Genomic DNA, 19299 nt, shown 5'->3' with positions numbered 1-19299 from the left:
AAAACTATTATAGATACTTTTACTGTTTTAGTTATAAAAGCTCTGTTTGTATTTCGTTTGAAGTATTTACTCTATGACAATGGAGATGAAATACAGATTTTGCGTGGTTTGTTATGTGTGTTGCAAGAAATTTTTGTTTGGTGGAAGTAGAGATTTCTATTCATGACACAGAGAACAATTACATTGATAGCTGGGCCAACTGCAAGTGGAAAGTCATCACTTGCGTTACAGATGGCTCAAGAAAAAAATGCCCTTATCATTAATACGGATTCAATGCAGGTTTATGATGTTTTAAATATTTTAACGGCACGTCCGACAAAGGCTGATACGACAATTGTTCCACATTATCTCTATGGTTATATAAGTCCTGCACTGAATTATTCAGTGGGACAATGGTTGCTTGATGTTGAGAAGTTATTGACAAAATTTTCATCAAGGTCACTTATTTTTGTTGGTGGAACAGGGCTTTATTTCCGTGCTCTTTTAGAGGGAATTTCAAAAATCCCTGATGTTCCGGATATTGTACGCCAGAAATGGCGACTTCGGCTTGATCAAGAGGGTGCTGAAAGTCTTTATCACCAGTTCTTACAGGTTGATGCTGTTCTTGCTGAGAAAATTTCTTCACAAGATGGTCAACGTATTGTTCGTGCTTTAGAAGTTTATGAGGCAACAGGTAAGAAGTTAAGCTGGTGGCAGAAGCAAAAAACAACACCTCTCATTGTTTCAAATTGTTTAGAAAAAATTCTTCTTCTTCCACCACGTCAATTGCTTTATGAACGTATTCATAAGCGGTTGGACTCCATGATTGAAAGAGGTGCTTTAGAGGAGGTTGCTGCCATGAAGAGGCTTAAACTTTCTCCTTTTTTACCAGCGATGAAAGCTATTGGCATACCTGAATTTATAGCTTACTTGGATGGATATAGAAGCTTTGAAAGCGTTCTTGAAACGGTGAAAACACAAACAAGGAGGTATGCAAAAAGGCAAATGACATGGTTTCGTCATCAATTTGATAAAGAATGGATGCTGATTTCTTGATAAAAGAGTTGAGAAGCTTGAAAAGCAATTAAAAAAATCCTTATGAAGGGATTTTTTTTAGGAGGTATAATTTTTTATTGACGAATGCTGTTAATAGAATTAAAAACTCTTCTGTAGGAAATGTTTTCCTTATATGTTTGTGCATTGGAATGAGGAGGGGATCATACAATATATATTTTTTTGTGTGTAATGGGCTCCTTGGGGGTCTTTTTTTATGGGCTCCTCTAGGGGCTTTTTTTTATTTTACTATCAAGTAAGCGAGTGGGAAAAATGACAAATCATCCAAGAATGCAAGAGAGTGCGGACGGAAAAAGAATGTCAGGTGCTGAAATGGTGGTTCAAGCTCTTATTGATCATGGGGTTAAACATCTCTTTGGTTATCCTGGTGGCGCTGTTCTTCCTATTTTTGATGTTCTTTATCAACAAGATAGAGTTCGGCATATTCTGGTACGTCATGAACAAGCAGCAGGTCATGCGGCTGAAGGTTATGCACGCAGTACTGGGAAGGTAGGCGTTATGCTTGTGACTTCTGGTCCAGGGGCAACGAACGCTGTGACACCTTTACAAGATGCACTCATGGACTCTATCCCACTTGTTTGTTTTTCTGGTCAGGTACCGACAACTGTAATTGGAACAAATGGTTTTCAAGAGGCCGATACAGTTGGGATTACAAAACCTTGTACTAAGTATAATTGCTTGGTTAAAGATGTAAATGATCTTGCCACAATTATTCATGAAGCCTTTTCTATTGCTCAATCAGGGCGTCCGGGACCAGTTTTGATTGATATTCCTAAGGATGTTCAATTTGCCTCAGGTATTTATAGAGCACCTCAAGTTGTGGAAGCTCCGCATTCTTATTTCCAGTCAAAAGAGGAGGCTGTCGAATGTGCTGTTGCTCTTTTAGCAGAAGCAAAACGCCCTATTATTTATTCTGGTGGTGGTGTTATTTCATCTGGGCTTAAAGCTGTACAGTTTTTGCGTGAATTGGTTCAACTAGGGGATTTTCCAATCACTTCAACACTCATGGGACTTGGTGCTTATCCGGCTTCTGGTAAAAATTGGCTTGGAATGCTTGGAATGCATGGAACCTATGAAGCTAATATGGCCATGCATGATTGTGATGTTATGTTAGCTATTGGCGCACGGTTTGATGATCGTATCACTGGGCGACTTGATGCATTTGCACCTCATGCGCGCATTATCCATATTGATATTGATCCTTCTGTTATCAATAAGATTGTAAAAGTAGAAGTTCCACTTATTGGCGATGTAGCACATATTTTAGGAGATATAAATCGATGCTTGCATAAGCAAAAACCAATATTTAAAAGCGAAAGCCGTGATATGTGGTGGAGACAAATTAATGGCTGGAAAGCGCGTAATTCATTGGCATATGCTGAGAGAAAAGATGTCATTATGCCACAATATGCTCTTGAACGGCTTTATGCACTGAGTAAAAGTGCAAGTCCTTATATCACAACAGATGTTGGACAGCATCAGATGTGGGCCGCTCAGTATTATCGCTTAGATGAACCAAAACATTGGATGACTTCTGGTGGTCTTGGAACTATGGGGTATGGTCTTCCTGCTGCTATTGGTGTTCAAATTGCACATCCTGATGCCCTTGTTGTCTGTATTTCTGGTGACGCTTCAATTCAAATGAATATTCAAGAACTTGCGACAGCAATGCAGCATAATACGCCAGTAAAAATTTTTATTTTAAATAATCAATATATGGGTATGGTTCGCCAATGGCAGCAATTGTTGCATGGCAATCGTCTTTCTCATTCTTATACAGACTCTATGCCTGACTTTGTAAAATTAGCGGAATCTTATGGAGCAGTTGGTATTCGTTGTGTAAAACCGGATGAACTTGATGATAAAATTCAGCAAATGATTGCTTGTGATAAGCCAGTTCTTTTCGATTGTCATGTTTATAATTTAGAAAATTGCTTTCCTATGATCCCATCTGGGTGTGCACATAATGATATGCTGTTGCCTGATGAGGCTAATGATGAAGCAATTGCAAATGCTATTGCTGCTGATGGTCATATTCTCGTGTAAAATGAATATGTTAATCAAAGAGTGAAGGATGGTGATGATGAAGTCTCTGGAGTCTTCATCTCTGTCTCTTCTTTGTGGAGAGTTCCTATTATCCTTAGAGCTCATTTTATGATTTTCATTCTTTGTTTAAAGAGACATAGGGTTTAAAGACATGGGGCGTCATTTGTTCATCTAAAAAATGTTATAAGTTGTGTGCCCAATTATGTTTGAATTTATTTGTACGCAATGTTTATTTTTTTATATGTTCACATGAATAGCTATTTCGTTGCATTTTTTAGAGAGTACATTGAATGATCTGTTATAAATTAATTATCGTCCCATATATGAAAGATTCCATCGTGCAAGAAAAAAGCCACTGTGCTTGAAGGGTGCAACCATGCAAACCGTCATGCCTATGAAAACAATAGGGAAAACAATAGAAAAGTTTGTCACTCTGTTTTGGTTTCGCATTATGAAATTACTTCAAATTGCTCTTTCAAGGGCTTGAGAGGAGAATCCCCCTAGCGGCTTGAAAGGAAGGGCAAAAATAACAAAGATCAAATGCAGCCATAGAAAATCAATTAGCTACCATAGCTTATAATCAGCTAGTAATCTCACTGGATTATGCGCGAGAAATCTCTACATATGAGATGTATCGTCAATATCTATAAACCAGAATAACATTCAACTTTATATCATTATCATGTCATTAACATTGAAAATCAAATATTCTTTCTTTTATTTGTTCTACATTTCTATGATTCCATAAATCTGCAGATACAAACACTCTTTGAATCCACCGCATTGGATTTTCATAACTATCAAATGATCCAGAAAATTTATCTCTAGAGTGTAGAGCCATTCTGTTATCAATGTATAATAATCTTCCTGGTTGTACATCAATTCCAAAAGATACAGCCTTAATAGCTTCATAAAAATGGTCTAAAGCTTCCTTAGCTTTTTTTGACTGTGGCTCTAACATGCCCAGATAAAAAACAGCGCTGATATCTGGGAATTCACCGTTCCCTTGAACTAGGGGCACTTTACTTGTAGAGGTTACTCCATTTTTTCTCCATCTATAGGGAACGTTAATTATATATAAATTATCCCTTAAGCTACTCAAATCCTCCTCACTTAAAAGTTTTAAAGCTAGACGTGCACCAGATATTCTCGTTAACGGACCATTAACATCATTGCGAACACCAGATAAAAGGATCCCTTTAGGAGATAAATTAAAACCCGTTATAAATTTTAGTGCAGCATTTTCTATATGAAAATCTAACTCAACTTCAGATCCTAATCCTGTATAATCTTTTTTATTATCCCCTAAAGGAACTAGGTTATTTACTCTATGTCCGCCTTCAAACTTAATTGAATAAGGCTCTCCGATCAATAAAGAAAACATCATAATTAAATTTTCGCTAATATAGCCACTTTTACAAGATGCATCTAAATTATAAGGATTAGGTGACGTATTAATTTGTCTATCAATTGGAAGATTTTCAAAGATTAAATATGGTCTAGGAGTAATAGGCCTCTTTTGTTTCATAAGAATTGTCAATATTCTCTGTGGTAGAAGCGGAAACGCTCTTTTTTAGCTCAACCGAATATTCAATACCACCGTACGGATCATAAATAATATGGTCTAAAGCCTTTCAAAGTTTGTCTCTTTCGACATTGCTCAATTCAAAAGTCTTTTCATTTATCATTATAATTCCCTCTCCAATTATATTTCCCTACTTTTTTATTAAGAAAAGTGAAAAAACAATCATTAAAATTAAAATCAGCCATGTTAGTAAATAAGTGTCTGTAAAATCTTGGATTAATCCAAATAATGGTGGAGCAGTAATGATTGCGATTTGATTTACAGACATTGCTAAACCTAGAGAAAATCCAACGCTTTCCTTCGGCGAAGAGTCTACAATATAAGCAACCCAAGGGCCATACCATCCCAATCCAAAAAAACCTAACCAAGCAGATAAAAGAGTTAAATAAATTATGGATCCACTCATGCCCAAAATTAATATTAAAAATCCAAAAACGACTGCAATCATGCAAAACAAGACAGGAAAAAATCGTCCTTTTCTACAATGATCACTCCATGCTGCTAAAATAATTCTTCCTAAGGCACCAGAAGCCTGTGAAACAAAAAACAAATAAGCACTTTTATCTAAAGACAGGTGATAAATTCTATAAAAATAAACAGTTATAAAAATGGTTAAAACATATTGAACTATCACAAGGGAAACGCCTGAAAAAATAATATTCTTCATATGTGGCGCAGCTAACATTGCAGGACGAGATTTTACATTTGCATAGAACGAAACTCTTGCCTTGCTTTCTGGAATGATAGCTACAACTTTTGCTGGTGAGTGATAAAAAATAATAAATAGACATCCACCTAAAAAAGAGGCTATGGCACCGATCAAAAACGCGCCTTGTATGCCATAGACAAGCGCACTAGCAGGAAGAACTATCCCAGCTAATGCCCCACCTAATGGTAGCCCCGCCTGCCTTATTCCCATTGCAAATCCACGCTGCGATTGTGGAAACCATGCAGAAACAGATTTAGCGCCACCGGGTTGAGCAGAACTATAAAATCCCCCTACAATGAGCAAACAAACCAAAAGGGAAAGATAGTTATGTGCGATTGCTCCCAACAAAAGAGCGACAGAAACGCCGACCGCGCCAACTCCAACAATATAGCGCTCGTTAAATTTGTCTAGTAATTCGCCAGCGACAAGTAACCCAATAATAGGGAGGAACTGCGCTGCTGAAGACAGCAAACCAATCTGAGAGTCACTAAGCGAGAAATCGTTCTTAAAAAATTCAGCTAAAGGACCAATCCCTTGAACAAAGAAGCAGGCTGATGCTTGAGCGATAGTGGCAACAAGCAATACAATCCATCTATAATAATTTTTTTCTATAAATTTATTATTGCTCATTATGCCCCCTCCAATGAAAGTGTATTCTAATGAAGTAGCCTTTTTTAATAATGATTGCCAACAATAAATGAGGTATTTTATGCTGATGGTTATATTCTCGTGTAAAATGAATATTTAATCCAATAATGAAGGGATTGGATGGTTCTTGGTTTTTTGAATCATTTCCCGCTCTTCTTCGTTCTTTGATGATTTTTATTGTTTTGAGAACGCATTTTTTTAAGATTTACGCTCTTTTCCTAAAGAGAGGGTGTGTCATATTTTTAGCCTAAAAATGCCTTAAATTATAAAATTATTCCACCTGAATTGGCAAGACATGTTACTGTACATTTTAAAATGTGCGTGTTTCTGTTTTTTAATCAATAATACTATCGTTATATTTTAAAACTGAAATGCATTACACCGTGAGGTCATTATATAAAAAATGATTTTATTTTAGAGGCGTTCATGGAAAGATAGTGTATCGTTGATTATATTTTTAGAATTTTTCTTTTGCTACATGTGAAGTTTATCTTTGTTTTGAGACGTTGTTTTTTGATTTGTGAAGTTAGACCACATTCTAAAAGTCCTTGTTCAATTGTGCATTTAAAAGGCCATGAGAGCTTTTAGGAAATTTTAGCGTTTGTTTTTTTGCGCATTCAACTCTCTGTTCCGTTTTTTCGATTGTCTTCTATAGAGTAGTGGAACATTTTCTTTATAAGGATGAATGATCGGTCTTTTGTGACTTTAGCGCGTTATGCTCATTGACGCTTTTAAAATACTGTTTTTGTAACCAAGCAGATGTACCTTCAACAAATCGCAGTTTTGATTTAGGGAGTGTCAGATTTTGTAATTGAGCAAGTGGTTTTTTAGAAAGTTAACAAACTTTTGCGTTCCATCAGTTTTGCATATTTTAATACGCTTTCCATATTCAATGTACCCATACGCTATGATTTTACCATGGCATGCGATTTCTTTTTCTTTGACAAGATGAGACGGACGGAGCTCTGCTATAGAAAGAGCTCATAAGATGGTAACAAAGCCGTATTTTTTTTAATATCTCTCCATATTTAGCAGAATGCATAGCTGTTTTGGTCATGGGATGGCAGATTTGAGATAGATGAAGAGTTTGTTCATAAGTTTTGTTTCTATTAATTCTTATCTTTGTTTGGGATGCTTTCAGAGCGTGTACTCTTGCTGGTTACTATGGTGGGCAGGCAAAAACATCTTGTCTTTATCTTCGTTATTTAGTTGCAGTTTATCCCGTGCCATAAATTACGTATTTGTTGAAAGTTGTTATGAGAGGATGGCGGCTGAGAGGCTATAAAAACTTTTCCATAAATTTTCAGCGGTTTTTATTGAGATCTTTTTATCTTTTGTTCTCTTTTTGCTGAAAAGGTTTTGAAAGCTTCTCTGCTTTATTTAATTGATTGCTCATCGTGATGGATGTGTTTTGTTTTTGCCATTTGCTTTAATTCTAAACATGATGCAGGAGAGGTGTATCTATAGGGTGTTTTAGTTGATTACATGGATTAATTTTCTGTTCGTTATTTTTCTATAGAATAGAATATCCAGTTTAAAAAATGTAAGATTTTATCAAAGGGCTGACATAAATTTTTCGTGGGTAAGAAATTTAAATTACTGAAATATTTTGTATAGAAATGGTTGATAATCGTCCTATAAAAGTGATCGAATGGGTCTGTATCAGAAATCCTTAATGATAAAAAGTTTTTTGAATGTGATTTTGTTTTCAAAACTCTTGCTCTTTTTACGCGAATCTTATTTTGATAAATTATGCAGTTTTCACCGGAACAGGATAATGCGTTAAAGGCTGTTGCCGCGTGGTTAAGGGAAGGGCGTTCGCCACTTTTTCGCCTTTTTGGTTATGCGGGAACAGGGAAGACGACGCTTGCGCGCTATTTTGCCGAAACAGTTGATGGATCTGTTCAATTTGCTGCGTTCACAGGAAAGGCAGCACAGGTTTTACGGTCTAAAGGTGCGAGTAATGCTTGCACCATTCATTCGTTGATTTATTGTCCACGTGGAGAAGAAGAAGTTTCTGATGAAGTAACAGGAAAAAAATCTCTTGCACCGACATTTGCTTTAAATCGGAGAAGTGCAGCCGCACACGCTAAGCTTATCATTGTTGATGAGTGTTCGATGGTAGACGAACAATTAGCCCGTGATTTAATGAGTTTTCGGACGCCAATTCTTGTGCTTGGTGATCCAGGTCAATTGCCTCCTATATCAGGAGGTGGTTTTTTTTCCAACGGTACACCAGATTTTCTACTCTCTGAAATTCATCGACAAGCACGTGATAATCCGATTATTCGTCTGGCTATGGATGTTCGTGAAGGGCGCGAGATTGTTTATGGGGATTATGGGGCAGCTCGTGTTATTACACGTAAAGAGGTCGATCAGAAATTGGTTTTAGATGCTGATCAGGTGTTGGTAGGGGTTAATCGGACACGTCACCTTTATAATAGACGTTTGCGTGCATTAAAGGGATTTACAGCAGATTATCCACAAGCGGGAGATAAACTTGTCTGTTTACGTAATGATCCTACTAAAGGCTTGTTAAATGGCTCTTTATGGAAAGTAATGACTTCACACAAGGAAACCGTTAAACCAAGTATTAACCTTCTTATTAAACCAGAAGAAAGTGATCGTGGGGTAGTGAAGATTAAGCTTTTAAAAGCAGTGTTTGAAAATCCTGAAAGTGAGATTTCATGGGCGTTAAAAAAAAGACACGATGACTTTGATTATGGATATGCATTAACTGTTCATAAAGCACAAGGATCTCAATGGGATAATGTTGTTTTATTTGATGAAAGTTTTGCATTTCGTGATATGTATGCCCGTTGGCTTTATACGGGAATTACGCGTGCAGCAGAGCGTTTAACAATTGTTCGATAGGAGAAAAATATTTTTATCCTTTATATTATATTGATGAATGTATTTTTTGTCTTGAGAATTGTGTATGAGAATGGAAATGGCCATGACCATAAAACTTTCGGTTAATCTTAATGCTATTGCTGTTTTGCGAAATCGGCGTAATCTTCCTTGGCCAAATATCAAGACTATTGGACATATAGCACTTTCAGCTGGTGCTGCTGGTTTGACAGTTCATCCGCGTCCAGATGAGCGACATATTCGTTTTTCTGATTTGCCAGATATACGCTGTTTACTTAACAGTACGTTTCCTACTGCTGAGTTTAATATTGAAGGTTATCCGAGTGATACATTTTTGGATATAGCAGAAAATTATGCTGATCAGATTACTCTTGTTCCTGATGACCCAGCTCAGTCAACTTCTGATCATGGTTGGGATTTTGCTCGTAATGCAGAATTTTTAGCACCTATTATTCAACGTTTGAAAGCAAAAAAAATTCGTGTGTCTTTATTTGCTGATCCTGTTGTCGATGGTCTTGATATTGCTAAAGCGATTGGTGCTGATCGTGTGGAGTTTTATACTGGCCCCTACGGTGGTGCATTTCAGGATATGATAAAACAGGATCAAGAGCTCAGTAAACTTGTTTTAGCAGCAAAAAGGGCTCAAGAGTTGCAATTAGGTGTTAACGCAGGGCATGATCTAACAGTTACAAATCTTCCTGCTCTTATTAATCGTATCCCTTGGCTTGATGAAGTTTCTATTGGTCATGGGCTTATTGCCGATGCGTTAGAATATGGAATGCACAAAACGGTTGAGCGTTTCATCCGGTTATTGGTATAACCCTTTTTCCTTTATACCATGGGCAAGATAAATTTTTGTAAAGCTCTCTTTATCTTGAAAAAACAGCTGTATATATGTTTGTTTAGATAACTGTTACTAGTATGCATTATGAGAGCGATAGAAATGCTACATTCAATTTAAAATGATTGGTTGTAACTTCATCATATTAGCCTATAGAGATGTCACAAAGTTTTGTCGTTTTTGAGGAAATCTCCTTTAAAAAGGCAGGAAATCAACGATAGATTTCATAAGAAGTATAAGAAATAAAAACTTTTAGATTTGTGTTAGCAACTGAGGTGAGAAGGATAATTATGATGAGAATACAGACTTATGTTTTTTCTGTATTCTTCAGTTATGAATTTATTCAGTTAAAATACTCAATATTACCTCTATTGAATCTGTGAAAATAGGACTCTATAAAGAGTATTTTTTATCATGAGAGCAGTGAAATTGATTTTTTGCATTTCAGGATAAAGCAGTATCCTTTATTTATAATTTTTCTTGCTATCCACTTTGATTTAGTTCATGTTAAAAAATGCGTACAATATCTTAATTTCAAAGATATAATGCTTTATTCTTTGAAAGAAGAATATAATTTTAGTATATGTTTTTATTTTATAAGTACTGTTATGCACAATATAGTATTTTTGTAAAGAAGTAGTTGAATTCTATTTTGGTTAAAAATATTCTTTTAGAAGTTTTGGGGGATATAGCTTTTTGTATGCAAACTATAAATTTAAAAAAGATATGCAATTACTTTGTTCTTATAAGTGGTGTTTTTTTATTTATAGTTTCCTCAAGAAATTGAATTAATTTTTTAATTATTTATTCAATGAAAATAAGCCAAAATTAAGTTTAAATAGAGAGAAAAGGAAGTATTTTATGCGTGTTTATTATGATCATGATGCAAATGTTGATTTGATTAAAGGGAAAAACGTAGCCATTGTTGGTTACGGTTCACAAGGGCGTGCTCATGCTTTAAACTTGAAAGACTCCGGTGTTCAAAATGTGAAAATTGCTCTGCGTTCAGGATCCGCAACAACTAAAAAGGCTATGGTGGATGGTTTTGAGGTTATGAGTGTTGCTGAAGCAGCAAAATGGGCTGATCTTATTATGATGGCTACACCAGATGAATTGCAAGCTGATATTTATAAAGAGCATATTCATGATCATTTACGTGATGGTACTGTGATTGCTTTTGCTCATGGTTTGAGTATTCATTTCGGTTTAATTGAACCTAAAAAAACAGTTGATGTTGTGATGATTGCTCCTAAAGGTCCTGGCCATACAGTGCGCAATGAATATCAACGTGGTCGCGGTGTTCCTTGCTTGATTGCCGTTGCACAAGATGCTTCAGGACAGGCACATGATGTAGCATTATCTTATGCTTGTGGTCTTGGTGGTGGACGTGCTGGAGTGATTGAGACAACCTTTAAAGAAGAGTGTGAAACTGATCTTTTTGGTGAACAAGCTGTTCTTTGTGGTGGTCTCGTTGAGCTTATTCGAGCGGGTTATGAAACACTAACGGATGCAGGTTATGCACCAGAAATGGCTTATTTTGAATGTTTACATGAGGTTAAGTTGATTGTTGATCTTATGTATGAAGGTGGCATTGCAAATATGAATTACTCAATTTCTAATACAGCTGAATGGGGCGAATATATGTCTGGTCCACGTGTGATTACGGATGAAACGAGAGCAGAAATGAAACGTATTTTGCAAGATATTCAGACGGGAAAATTTACATCCAATTGGATTCAAGAATACAAAGCTGGTGCTGCTCATTTTAAAAGTATACGGCGTTTAAATGATAGCCATCCTATTGAAGAAGTTGGTAGAAAACTCCGTTCTATGATGCCTTGGATAAAATCTAATGCCCTAGTTGATAAAGAGCGTAATTAAAATTCAATCTGTAAATTGTACATGTAAACATCAAAAAAGGGTAACTTTCGTTACCCTTTTTTGATGTCTTTATTCTGTAGAGATTCTATTTGTTGTCTTTAAGCGTTTTTTTTCTCACAAACATAAAATACATTATGCCTAAAAAAACAAACCATACTACGCCACATTGAAAAGCTATGAAAGTATCATGTTCTAATGTTAACAAATAAAGCATGAAAGCAAAAAAAACTAAAATAAACCAGCATACGATAATGCCTCCTGGCATTTTGTAGACAGATTCAGCATGTAGGTGAGTATGATTGCGGCGATATACAATATAGCTAATCAAAATTGTAGACCATACGAATAAAAACGCAATAGCTGAAATACTCGTTACAATTGTAAAAGCACTTATAATGCTTGGAGATAGCGATGTAATTGAGTATCCTAAGAAAATACAGAGACAAGAAAAAAATAGAGCATTGGCTGGAACATGGTATTTAGAAAGTTTTCCCATAAGGCGAGGCGCACCATTTTGTGTTGCAAGCCCATATATCATGCGGCTGGTAGAAAAAATACCACTATTTGCTGAGGAGGCAGCCGAAGTGAGGACAACAAAATTTACCAAACCAGCCGCTATTGGAATACCAGCAAGCCAAAACATCGAAACAAAGGGGCTTTTCTCCGGAGTAATTTGATCCCAAGGTGTGACTGACATAATGACAGCAAGAGAAAAGATATAAAAGAGGACAATACGAACCGGTATTGCATTAATTGCTTTGGGCAGAACTTTTTTAGGGTCTTTGACTTCAGCTGCGGTTGTTCCTGCAATTTCTATACCAACGAAAGAAAAGATGGCGATTTGAAATCCAGCAAAAAAACCTGTAATTCCCCGAGGAAATATATCTCCACCGTTCCATACGTGACTGAGAGAGGCAACAGTGCCATTTGGAGAGGTAAAGCCAGTAATGACCATATAAAGTCCAACAGCAATTAATGCTAAAATTGCTACGACTTTGATAAGACCAAACCAAAATTCAAGTTCTCCGAATAGTTTTACAGCAAAGAGATTGAAGATTAAAAAGAAACCAATGCAAGAAAAAACAATAATCCATGGATTGAGTGTTGGCCACCAAAAGTGCATGTAAGTGATGATGGCGATAATATCTGCAGCTCCAGTTACGACCCAGCTCAACCAATAGCTCCAGCCAACAAAAAAAGCGATTCCTGGTCCTAGCATATCAGTTGAAAAATCAATGAGAGAGCGGTATCGTGAATTAGAAAGCAATAACTCTCCCATAGCACGCATTACAAAGTATAAGGCACACCCGATAATAGCATAAACGAGTATAATGGAGGGACCTGCTACACTGATTGTCTTTCCTGATCCCATAAAGAGACCTGTTCCAATAGCACCACCAAGGGCTATAAGTTGTACGTGACGGTTATCTAATCCGCGTTGCAATTTTTGCTGAGGATTAGCTTCTGAATTTTGTTTATAGTTCATTTTTTGAAGGTTCCCTTTGATTATTTAAGGTTTAAAATTACACTGAAAAAAGTAATCTCCTGTATCGAAGCATGATATAAATGAGGAGTAAAGGAAAAAAATATTTTTTATGATTTTATGTGGATAAAGAAAAGGTATAGAAAACGTCTAAGGAGAGACGACTTTACTCCAGAATTGGAGTATAGAGTTTTAAGTTGTCGCTGAAATGATGGGCAAAGAGTTGATAAAAGAACTGAGCATTATGCTCGTTGTTTTTAAACTATTTCAAACAGTTCGTGAGAAACTGCTTGTGAGAGATGGAAAATTCTAGCCGTATAAGTACTATCGTTGCTTCTAAGATCATAATGGGAAAAGAGTTTCATTTTCATTTGAATAGAGTATAGAGTTTCTATTCTGTTTAAGAAATAATTTCCAAATGATAAAAATTTTAAATTGATTTTTACAATCATATGTACTGATGGTTTTTAATATTGTTCTGTGCGTTTTGCGTTTTACCATAACCGAGATCCAGCTTGGTCTCTTCAATTGATAATTCCTTTATAAAATTTGGTACTTTAGTCATGCATTTGTGGGAAGTTCAAAAATGTTAATTGCTTGAGAGCCTTTGCGGGGTTTATGACAATAAGTTCTGGTGAGAATGCTGTACGATTGTTACACCTCATGGTTTTATGAGCTGGTGCCTTGTGATGGTTTATAGTTCTAGGTAGTGCATTCACTATGGTTTGGAAATGGGATAAGGTTAGCCATGAAGGTGATTATCGCTGTTATTATCTCTGTTGTTATCATTGCTTGTGCTGGTTCTCAATATTCATTTGGTACTGTTTTTTAGAATAGAGAATATATTTGATCTTTTAAATTCTTTCTCTGTCTTCTAAAGGAGAATGATATATATTTAACGTGAAACTGCTGTCGGATATCACTTTAAAATTTTTGTCCTGTCGTAAATACAATCTGCTCATAAAACATCAATATGAATCTCTCAATTGTTAAAATTAATTATGCGGATTGACAATTCTACAATGTTTTTAATTGACACTGCGTGGGAATTTCAACAAGGGCTTCAGGTTCATTTTCAACGGTGATGATTGTATTGATCAGAGTCATCTCATTACTTCGATGGTATGTTGAGTCATCTCTGGATCAGTAGAAGCAACAGCTGTGAGCTATAAGCTTATTATGAGGGGCTATAGCGCTTATAATCTATAATTTATAATACCTTATGATGAGAGTATGGTAAATGAGATAGTAAAAAGTATTTTCAAATGTCTCATATTTAATTTTAATAAATCAGCATTCCAAGAGTAAGTTAGATCAATTCATAGCCTAACTGGACAAAGATTGTGCAAAGATTTGTCTGTTAGCAAGGCAACATATTATTGATAAGATGCTGTTATCCAAAGAAGATGAAAAAAGAAAACAGAGATAAAACTGTTCCTGTCGCGATATTAATTGCCCCTTTTACTCTCTGTTTTTTTAAAGCATTGCTGGTAAATGATATAAAAAGGGTCATAAAAGTGAACCATACAAAGATATTGAAAGAGTGTATTGTGACAAGTTCAAAGCCTTTTTTAATGCTCCCACCAGAAGCCAAGAATTTTGGAAAGGCTGCTATGTAAAATATTGATACTTTAGGGTTGAGTATTTGGGTCAGAAAACCGTCCATATAACTGGTGAAAAGCTTTGTTTTACCTACGACATTCTTTTTATTCATTAATATTCGTTCTTTTGAATTTAAACTGTGTATTCCAGATTTAATCGCTTTAAAACCCATATATAATAAATAGCAGCTTCCCATAAATTTCACTAAAAAAAATAGCGTTTTGTTGTTGAGAATGAGCGCTGATACACCTAATATGGAAAATGTTCCATGCACATATGTTGCTGTACACAATCCTAAAACGTTCGTAAATGCGTTCTTTTTTCCCAATCTCGTGGCATTATCGATGATAAGGACCATATTTGGCCCCGGTGAGATGACTAAAAAAAATGAAACAATGAAAAAGGTTAATATTTGATGATTCATTTGACTTTTAGCTCTGAAATTAATTGGTCTTCGAGATATAATTCTATTCTATCGAGCTTAGAAAGTTTCCCTACACCCTGTGGAGTGCCTGTGTATATGATATCACCACGTCTTAACTGAATGTAGCGACTCAAAAATGATATTATTTTCTCAAAGCTAAAGATCATGTTTTTCGTATTGCCAATTTGCCTCGTTTCTCCATTCAACTTCATTATAAAGGTTATTGGATTATTTATTTTTTCCTTGTTTATAAAGTCAGATACATATGCGGCGCCTTTAAATCCTTTAGACAAAAGCCAAGGAAGCTTTTTTTCTTTCAGTTTTGTTTGCAAATCTCTTGCTGTGAGATCGAGACCTATTGCTATTGCATCATAGCATTCTTTCGCTTCTTTCTCAGTGACTATGAAAGCATCCTTTGAGATTTTGAGCACAATTTCAGTTTCAAAATGGATTTCTTTGGAAAAATCAGGAAGATAAATTTCATTGCCTAAAAGGAGTGAACTTTTGGGCTTGCTAAAGATAACAGGTTCATCTTCAACATTATTGCCTAGTTCATGAATATGCTCAACATAATTGCGTCCAACACAGTAAATGTCATTAATCATAGGAAATCACCAAATTTTTCATTTTCTTTTTGTATAGGTAGGATATTACTGTGGAAACAACATCTTTTCTCATATCGATGTGTGAACTTTCTGAAAAATATGCATTGTGTGGATTAATGACTAATCGCGACGATAACCACTTCGCATTATCTCGCCAAGCTTTAATGAGAGAGTAATCACTTGGGGGCTCCATAGGAAGAACATCAAGGAGCACTTGGAAGTCAGGATTTTCTCTTAGATGCTTTTCCAAACAATCAAAATCACTGAGGATTTTTCCCCTGCAGTGTTCACTAGAATACCATTCTTCTTCATCTTATTAAGGAATGCTGAATTAATCATTCCTGTTGTTTTTTTGTAAGAGGGCAATGCACTGATATTACATCAGATTCCTCTAGAAGGGAATTAATCTCTTCGAGAAGTTTGAAGTTGAGAGATTTAGCCAGACCTGCATCAATATAGGGATCGTAGACAAGCACTTTAAAGCCAAAAGGCCTTAAACGTTCTAACGTTGCTTTTCCTATTTTACCCAAGCCAATCAATCCAATTGTTTTCTGCTTGGGACGGACTGTTTTAAGATTGTTTTCTTGCCATATTTTTTTGCTAAATCATTATGTCTAGAGACTTGCCTGCATCCCTCTAAAATCATGGTTAAGGCGGTGTCTGCCACTTCATCTATACAATAGGAAGGATTGTTAGCAAATTCAACACCATGCTTTCTAAGTGCTTCGTAATCTACCTGATCATAACCGATACCAAAGCGTACTGCTATTTTACACTTACGCAATTTCTTCGCTGTTTTTTCTGTTATTTTTGCATGCCAGATCAATAAGGCATCAAGTTCTTCCAAAATGTCATCAGGAAAGTTATCTTCATTTAAAGAGTTAAAAAAATAAAATTCAGCACCTAAATCAACCAGTGGTTTTTCAAATTTACTTATTTCAGTTATTCTATCTGTTATCGCAATTTTCATTGTATTTTTTCTCTATAATCGATAACCATCAAATCCCTAAAACCTCTTTCATCGTTTCTTGATGAAATTGCAGAGGCTGAATGATACATTTCACTATCATCCAGCAGTATACTTTCTAAATTTTTTTTCAAAATGATCTCTTTTATTTTTTTCTGTTTTCATCATAAATATAGGATGTGCCACCTTCAATATTGTGTCTATCGATCAGGTGCATACTTATAAATGTATGACCATCTTTATGGATTCCTTCAGGTGTAGGGTTTCCTTGAATTCCTTTTTTTGCTTCAATACGGAATTGGTGGACAAAGACATCCCATATTGAGCTTTCTTTATTTTTATATATCAAAAAAGCACTAAGTGTGTTTTGAATTATTTTGTGCAATATAACATTTGATGATATTGCATCGGATATTTTTGGTAGTTTTCTTTCAATTCCACCCGCATAACTGTTAATTTCAGAACTCTGAAAAAAACATTATCTTCTACAAAATTTATAGTTTTGTTGGCTACATCTACGATAAATTTGCCAAAGCATTTTCTCCTGTAGGTGTCACCTTTTTTCATGTAAGGATCGATAGGTAAATAGTCCCAGCTTCTCTTCAGTCGGGCTAGATCAGTTATCTCATGAGCTCTGATATTGATTTTCTCAGAAGGAATGTGGGCAAATTTATTTTTCTTAATTTTTCAACAATTTGATCTATATTTACAAACATCTATCTCCCCCTCTGTTATATAAATGAATTTTGACTGTAACATATAATGTATGTCTTTTTTGTTAATTTTTTTGAATTGTCACTTTTGAAAGCAAAACGAGATTCTCTCAGATAACAGTTTGTTTTATACACACGGTGTTTTATCTATGTATACCCTACCAAGCATACCGCAATTTTCCTTTTAAACCAGTACGAGAGTGTTGTTTGACAGTAGATTTTGTATTAAGTGGGAAGAGGTAAAATTAGCCAAGAGCTAAGTGTTAATTTATTATTTTTATGTCTATTTTTTACCATAAAATGCACGTTTTGTTAAAATGGATTTTGATACCTAAAAATCACGAAAAGAGCAGAAAATAGCAAAAATCAGAATTTTGCATAAAAAAGGAAAAAGACTTTGAAAACTTCAATAAGACCGTAAAAAAGCATCCAATACACCAAGCGCTGCTATAAAGCGCTCTTCAAGGCTTTCAGGGATAGCGACTTATATAAAACACTTGATGAAAAAATGGGAGGGTTACAAAAATCTGATCTTATTATTCTCACTGGACGCCTCGGTATGGGGAAAACCTCTCTTGCGACCAACATTGCTTTTAACATTGCCAATGTTTGTAAGCATGATAGCAAAACGCGAGAATAAGATAATGAGGGGGGGGGGTATTGTTGGATTCTTCTCGTTGGAAATGTCCTCAGAACAATTAGCAACTCGTATTCTTTCTGAGCAAACAGAGGTTTCTTCTTCTGATATCAGATGGGGCAATCTCTCAGAACAGCAATTTACTAAAATCATTCATATGACGCGTTCTTTGCAAAAAGCCCCGCTTTATATAGACCAAACGGGTGGTCTGTCTGTTGCCCAATTAGCAGCGCGTGCAAGGCGCCTCAAACGGCAACATGGTTTAGATGTTTTGATGATTGATTATCTCCAGCTTATGACGGGTCATACAAAGCGTTCCTCAGACAATCGCGTGCAAGAAATGACAGCCATTACCATGGCTCTTAAGGCATTGGCGAAAGAACTGAATATTCCTATCATTGCTCTTTCACAGCTTTCACGCCAAGTTGAAAATCGCACAGACAAACGCCCACAACTTTCTGATTTGCGTGAATCCGGTTCAATTGAACAAGATGCGGATATTGTTTTGTTTGTCTATCGTGAAGAATATTACTTAAAAAATGAACAGCCAAAGGAAGGCAGCGTTGAAGCTGTCAAATGGCAAGAGAAGATGGATCAGGTGAGGGGGCAAGCGGAAGTGATTATCGCCAAACAACGCCATGGTCCCACAGGAACCGTCCCTCTTGCTTTCCAATCTGATTTTACACGTTTTAGTGATCTATGAAGAAAAGCATGCATAAAGGGGGCAATAAATGGTCTTTGAGAGGTCTTTGAAAAAATGAAAATCCTTTGAAAATGAGGTCATTTTTACAAAATATGATGCAAATGATACAAAATTTGTTGGTCTCTGCATGCATATTTTACAGATTTTAGGTGTCAAATAATAGGATTGTTGGAAAAGATGAATCATCTCAAATTGTGATTCTGATCCAAAGAAAACAAGACTCATGAAAGCGGCTCTAAACACCTCTTAAAGCTTCTCTGAGAAGCGCCTAAAAACGCCTTTGAAAAAAATGAATTGCTGCAAAACCTAGTGGCAAGCTACACTGGTGGCGGGCTACACCCTCACTACAAAAAACATATGTTAGATCAATAAGTTATATGTATCGCAAAAGTGGATGGTGGGTGATGAGGGGATCGAACCCACGACCCGCTGATTAAGAGTCAGCTGCTCTACCGACTGAGCTAATCACCCATAGCTTATCAGAAAGTAAGAATAGGTGGTTCTATAACGCTCCTAAGGGAAGAAGTCTAG

At 35.9% G+C, this 19299-nt stretch carries 11 protein-coding genes, 1 tRNA gene and 3 pseudogenes; 6 read left to right on the top strand and 9 right to left on the bottom strand.

The window, feature by feature from the left end:
• Positions 1–162: 162 nt before the first annotated feature.
• Positions 163–1035 carry a tRNA (adenosine(37)-N6)-dimethylallyltransferase MiaA gene (gene miaA / locus AC0QT4_RS03045; protein WP_473200257.1) on the top strand — a complete coding sequence of 291 codons (873 nt, stop codon included), beginning with the start codon at positions 163–165 and terminating at the stop codon, positions 1033–1035.
• Positions 1036–1305: 270 nt separating this feature from the next.
• The gene (locus AC0QT4_RS03040; RefSeq protein WP_473200256.1) at positions 1306–3099 is read left to right on the top strand and encodes an acetolactate synthase 3 large subunit; all 1794 of its coding nucleotides are present in this window, start codon (positions 1306–1308) and stop codon (positions 3097–3099) included.
• Between the two features lie 688 nt (positions 3100–3787).
• On the opposite strand, the gene AC0QT4_RS03035 is transcribed toward AC0QT4_RS03040, so the two are convergent.
• Together AC0QT4_RS03035 and AC0QT4_RS03030 are read right to left on the bottom strand one after the other, a co-directional pair.
• Entirely contained in the window at positions 3788–4627 is an 840-nt protein-coding gene (locus tag AC0QT4_RS03035; RefSeq protein ID WP_473200255.1) for a TauD/TfdA family dioxygenase, read from the bottom strand.
• A 187-nt stretch (positions 4628–4814) separates the two neighbouring features.
• Positions 4815–6023, bottom strand: a complete 1209-nt coding sequence (locus AC0QT4_RS03030) for an MFS transporter (protein ID WP_473200254.1) — start codon at positions 6021–6023, stop codon at positions 4815–4817.
• 1770 nt (positions 6024–7793) lie between these two features.
• On the opposite strand from AC0QT4_RS03030, the gene AC0QT4_RS03025 reads away from it, so the two are divergent.
• The 3 genes from AC0QT4_RS03025 to ilvC all read left to right on the top strand — a co-directional run bounded on the left by AC0QT4_RS03025 (position 7794) and on the right by ilvC (position 11634).
• Entirely contained in the window at positions 7794–8915 is a 1122-nt protein-coding gene (locus AC0QT4_RS03025; protein WP_473200253.1) for an ATP-dependent DNA helicase, read from the top strand.
• An 82-nt stretch (positions 8916–8997) separates the two neighbouring features.
• On the top strand, positions 8998–9732 hold the full coding sequence (locus tag AC0QT4_RS03020) for a pyridoxine 5'-phosphate synthase (RefSeq protein WP_473200252.1): 735 nt from the start codon (positions 8998–9000) through the stop codon (positions 9730–9732).
• Positions 9733–10614: 882 nt separating this feature from the next.
• Complete coding sequence (ilvC, locus tag AC0QT4_RS03015; RefSeq protein ID WP_473200251.1) at positions 10615–11634, top strand: ketol-acid reductoisomerase; 1020 nt, start codon at positions 10615–10617, stop codon at positions 11632–11634.
• A gap of 85 nt (positions 11635–11719) precedes the next feature.
• Here the strand turns inward: ilvC and AC0QT4_RS03010 are convergent, their stop codons facing one another.
• The 6 genes and pseudogenes from AC0QT4_RS03010 to AC0QT4_RS02985 form a co-directional block, all read right to left on the bottom strand.
• Positions 11720–13120, bottom strand: a complete 1401-nt coding sequence (locus AC0QT4_RS03010; protein ID WP_473200250.1) for an amino acid permease — start codon at positions 13118–13120, stop codon at positions 11720–11722.
• Between the two features lie 1390 nt (positions 13121–14510).
• The gene (locus tag AC0QT4_RS03005; protein ID WP_473200249.1) at positions 14511–15143 is read right to left on the bottom strand and encodes a LysE family translocator; all 633 of its coding nucleotides are present in this window, start codon (positions 15141–15143) and stop codon (positions 14511–14513) included.
• Positions 15140–15748: a fumarylacetoacetate hydrolase family protein gene (locus AC0QT4_RS03000; RefSeq protein WP_473200248.1), complete on the bottom strand. Its 609-nt coding sequence runs from the start codon at positions 15746–15748 to the stop codon at positions 15140–15142. The genes AC0QT4_RS03005 and AC0QT4_RS03000 overlap by 4 nt, the downstream gene beginning before the upstream one ends.
• A gap of 234 nt (positions 15749–15982) precedes the next feature.
• A pseudogene (locus tag AC0QT4_RS02995) lies at positions 15983–16287 on the bottom strand (NAD(P)-dependent oxidoreductase).
• Complete coding sequence (locus tag AC0QT4_RS02990; protein ID WP_473200247.1) at positions 16284–16718, bottom strand: Rossmann-fold NAD(P)-binding domain-containing protein; 435 nt, start codon at positions 16716–16718, stop codon at positions 16284–16286. The pseudogene AC0QT4_RS02995 and the gene AC0QT4_RS02990 overlap by 4 nt, the downstream one beginning before the upstream one ends.
• Positions 16715–17282: pseudogene (locus AC0QT4_RS02985) on the bottom strand (2OG-Fe dioxygenase family protein). Before AC0QT4_RS02985 ends, AC0QT4_RS02990 begins: the two are co-directional and overlap by 4 nt.
• Positions 17283–17824: 542 nt before the next feature.
• On the opposite strand from AC0QT4_RS02985, the pseudogene AC0QT4_RS02980 reads away from it, so the two are divergent.
• A pseudogene (locus tag AC0QT4_RS02980) lies at positions 17825–18768 on the top strand (DnaB-like helicase C-terminal domain-containing protein); the annotation flags it as partial.
• A 395-nt stretch (positions 18769–19163) separates the two neighbouring features.
• Here AC0QT4_RS02980 and AC0QT4_RS02975 read toward each other — a convergent pair.
• Positions 19164–19239, bottom strand: a tRNA-Lys gene (locus AC0QT4_RS02975).
• Between the last annotated feature and the right edge of the window lie 60 nt (positions 19240–19299).

Source organism: Bartonella sp. EBT8, assembly GCF_055796165.1.
The sequence above is the reverse complement of the archived record's forward strand: the minus strand, read 5'-3'. Positions and strand labels throughout refer to the sequence as shown.